3 protein-coding genes are annotated in these 4,046 nt (G+C 35.3%); 1 reads left to right on the forward strand and 2 read right to left on the reverse strand.

Annotated elements, in window-relative coordinates; all coding sequences use genetic code 11:
• A partial coding sequence (locus ES948_RS10330; protein ID WP_152184871.1) for a hypothetical protein occupies window positions 1-379 on the reverse strand: 379 nt, incomplete at its 3' end.
• An 11-nt stretch (window positions 380-390) separates the two neighbouring features.
• Window positions 391-1,254 carry a hypothetical protein gene (locus ES948_RS10335; RefSeq protein ID WP_152184872.1) on the reverse strand — a complete coding sequence of 288 codons (864 nt, stop codon included), beginning with the start codon at window positions 1,252-1,254 and terminating at the stop codon, window positions 391-393.
• 212 nt (window positions 1,255-1,466) lie between these two features.
• Between ES948_RS10335 and ES948_RS10340 the strand changes: the two genes are divergently transcribed.
• Window positions 1,467-3,818, forward strand: coding sequence for a tetratricopeptide repeat protein (locus ES948_RS10340; protein ID WP_152184873.1), 2,352 nt, complete (start codon window positions 1,467-1,469; stop codon window positions 3,816-3,818).
• Window positions 3,819-4,046: the final 228 nt, after the last annotated feature.

A 4,046-nucleotide genomic window follows, 5' to 3' on the forward strand; every position in this document is an offset into this window, starting at 1 on the left:
AAGAGGTGGAAATTGCATTTATTGGTTGAATGGGCGCATTAAAATGTCCTCGTGGTAATTCAACAGCTCTCCAACCCAAAGATCTAGCAAGTTGAAAAATACTCTTCTTATCTAATGCAACAGAGATAGCGGCATGTGTCGCACTGTATCCAGAAGCTTCCTCATTTGAGACAAATTGTGCTGCTTGTTCATTCTCACCAGGTAGCATCTCTGTTTTTAGCGGATAGAGTTCAATCGCACTCCCATATGCATCATCAAACCATACCATGTAGGAGTTCTCTCGTGGTCTAAATTTTGTTACATGCCCTTGAAAAATCTCATTAAGAACTCCAGCGACCTCTTTTGTATTTGCAACTGCTATAGAATAGTGATGTATCATAATATCTCCTTTTATTCTCTTTTACCACTGTATCGCATCACAAAAATGAGCAGTGAAAGCGATGCTATCATAATACCAACCCCTATGATGAGATAGAGTGCATAGACCATCTCTGCATAATCATTTAACGCTATTTTAAAAACAACCATAAGAGACTCTATAGAAAGGGCAATTATTATGGAAGTTAAAAAACGTGCCAATAATCTGTTTTCCAAATTATTGGCACGACTCAAACTTTTATAAAATACTTCATGTTCTAAAATCGTTTTTGACAAATCAAAAATTGCCAAAGCTAAAGTAAGTGCAATAATAGAATGAAACAATCCTTCTATAATATCCCTCTCTGTATCAACTACAAGGTTAAAGGTAGTAACAACAGCATAGGCTATCAATGCCGCTGAAAAAACTGCAAGAAAAAAACCAAAGACAGTATAAAAATAACGTGTAAACTTACTGAAATATTCATGCCCTTCAATGAGTGAAAGATCTTTTAAGAGCGTGTAGAGTTCAAAGTCAAATACAACATATTCATCATCTCTTTGAACAACCGCTGTAATGTAGGGTGTTCCACTACGAGAATTTACATATACATTTGATATATAAAGATTATCATCTCGAAATTGTATACGCTCCAACAGGTGCGCTTTTTCCGTTCCCAGATAACTACTGTCACTATTTCCTTGCGTATACAACGGTGTAATCTGTTTGAGATTTTTATTTATTTTATACGTGGCTTTTAGTGCAGGATAAAGAGTAAAGAGTGACTTTTCTACAAGTGTAGAATACTCCGAACAATCAATACTCTCGACAATGGATGTAAGCGAGTTTTCAATAACGCTATAATGCTTTTTATATATGGCAATAATTTCTTTCATAGTAACCTCAATTCATCTGTCTTTATGACATCTCAAATAAGGCTATAGTAATACTCTATCACTTTTTATAATAAAACAAACACATCTATCAAAATTAATACATTTCTTTAATATTGCAATCCATACAGCTACTAGAAAATAATTAAATTAGATATAATTAATGGTACTTTTATTGCTTGAAAGCAGTACACAATAAATAGCTAAGGGACTCTATGGCCGATACTCCAGAAGAGATAATAATTATAGAAGATAGTGATGCTGCTTTATATGACAGTGATACAGAGCAATCTCTATCTTTCGCAGAGGAAGAAGAGGCAAAACGCAAAAAAATTATTCTCTTTGGCGGTATTGCCCTTATCATTGTCCTTATAATTGCTATTACCATTGTTCTTTTGGTCCTTAAAGCATCCAAACAAGAGCAATCTCACATCAATATAAACTTTCTAGACCAAAAAATCCAAGAAAGTAAGCAAAAACCTCGTATAGAACCAAGCAAGCTTGAAAATATGATAGCCAATGCAAACTATCTCTATGCAAGCGGTTCAAAAGAAAAAGCACTTGCTCTCTATGAGCAGATCGCTTCTTACAGTGAAGCCATATCCTTATACAATCTTGGTGTTGCAGAGCTAAAGGATGCACAGTATAAAAAAGCTCTTCAGACTTTTCAAAAAGCCATTGCAAATGATGAAAAACGATGTGTAAGTGCTATAAATGCTGCAGTATGTTCACTATACCTTAAAGATAAAGAGAGTTTTAAATACTACATAGATTTAGCTTATGCCTATCTTCCTTATGAAATTGATTCACCACTCTATTCCTATTATTACACTTTGATTAGCTACTATAACAAAAACTATCTTGCAGCACTCAATTCTCTCAAAAACGCGACATCCAATGAATATGCAACGGTACAAAATCACCTCAGTGCAAAAATCAATGCTCTGTATAAGAACAACTACGATGCTTTGGATGCAATGGAGAAAAGCAGGGATGAATCAGAAGACTTTTCAAAAGCACTCCTTTATGCAAGAATCGGTGATTATTCCCTTGCTGCAACACATCTTGAAATGACGATATCCAAGGAGAAACAACCAATTCGTGCCCCTTTGGCTCTTGGACTTATTGATCTAAAAGCAGGTCATATTGCAAAAGCAGCAAAAGAGATAAAAGCAGTAACTGAAAAATATCCTCAAGAGGTCTATAAATATTATCCTATCAGAGTAAAACTCAAAGAGTCTCTTTTTAATCCTCAAGAGGCACAACAAGAGTATAGAAAAAAAATTCTAAACTCAAAAAACATTATGTATCAAAAAATCTTTTACTTCTCACCCTATAAAGTTTTTAATGCCAACCAGACTATCAGCTATATAAGAAAAGGCAATGCCAATATCTACATTGACAATGTCAATAGTGCAAAAGAGTATCTTCAAAAAAGTTCTTCGACCTCATCAGTAAACCTTGGAATAGTACAAGCTATCAAAGAAGCTCTCTCTTTTAAAATCAGAAAAGCAAATGAAGATCTACGAAAACTCGTTAAAATTCAACCAAAACACTCAATCCTTCAATATGACCTTGCCCTGACCTATGCACAAATGGGGAATCTCCAAAAAGCACATGAGCATTTTTTACGCTCATACTACCTTGATGCAAAAAACTACCTCTCGGGTATTTACGCTGTTATGACAGCCCAACTCATTAACAAAGACTACTATAAGTTAAAATCACTCATCAAAGACTCTATCGCACTTGAAGAGGAGAGTGAAGAGGTTGACCTCTATAAGACACTTTTATCACTCAGTGATGGAGATTATATCTCTGCTATTGAGTGGCTCGATAAAGAGTACAAACAGCGTCCTCTCTATCTTGTTTTGGATGTTCTGATAGCTACAAAGCTGTCAAAGATGAACAAAGCCAAAGATTCTGTTACGAAGCTGCTAATGATACAACCAAATGATATTCTGCCAAATATCATCTATATGGATACTCATTTTAGTAAGCTAAAAACATCAGAGTATGCAAAAAAGACCCTACAATATCTCAAGGAACACTCTTTTACCTATGATGACCTCTATTATGGTCCCTATATTACAAGATACCTCTTTATCCAAGCCAATCTTATCAGTGGAAGACTCTACTTTTTAGCAAAACAGCTACAGGAGGTTTTAGAAACAACTAATCAAGACACTCGTGATATAGAGAGTGCTTTGGCATTGGTCTACTTTTATGATAAACAGTTTGAAAAATCTTACACACTCTATAACCATCTTATAGATGAACTTAAAGTCAGGGATGCCTATACACTTTACCTTGGAGCTGTCGCTTCAACAGCAGCCGGACATCATGCAAATGCCATAGCACTTTTAGAACTTGCCAAAATGAAAGAGAGTAATTTCTATGAGAGCAGATATGCTTTAGCACTGCTTTATATGGAAATCAATAACAATGATGGAGCGGTCATTCAGCTCTCACGCATTCAAGATGATGGATTTAAGTCTCAATATTTTGAATTTGAAATAGATACACAGAAGCTGCTCTTCTTTAAGCAGCATCCGCAAAAGAAGTAATAGACTTCTTGCTAAACTCCTATAAGTCTCAAAGAGCTAAGAAGTGGTAAGATTGTGCAAAACAAATTTTTCAGCCTAGCTATAGCTAAAGTGAAAATATTTTTTTGTGCAAGGTTGCTGCTTCTTAGCTCTCCCTATGGGCATATTATAGAGAGCTTTACTCTGCGTTAGATAACCCCAACCGTAGCTTTGGCTACGCTTGAGAACATCTGCCTTGATTAAAACTCT

This window comes from Sulfurimonas indica, assembly GCF_009192995.1.
Taxonomy (GTDB): domain Bacteria; phylum Campylobacterota; class Campylobacteria; order Campylobacterales; family Sulfurimonadaceae; genus Sulfurimonas; species Sulfurimonas indica.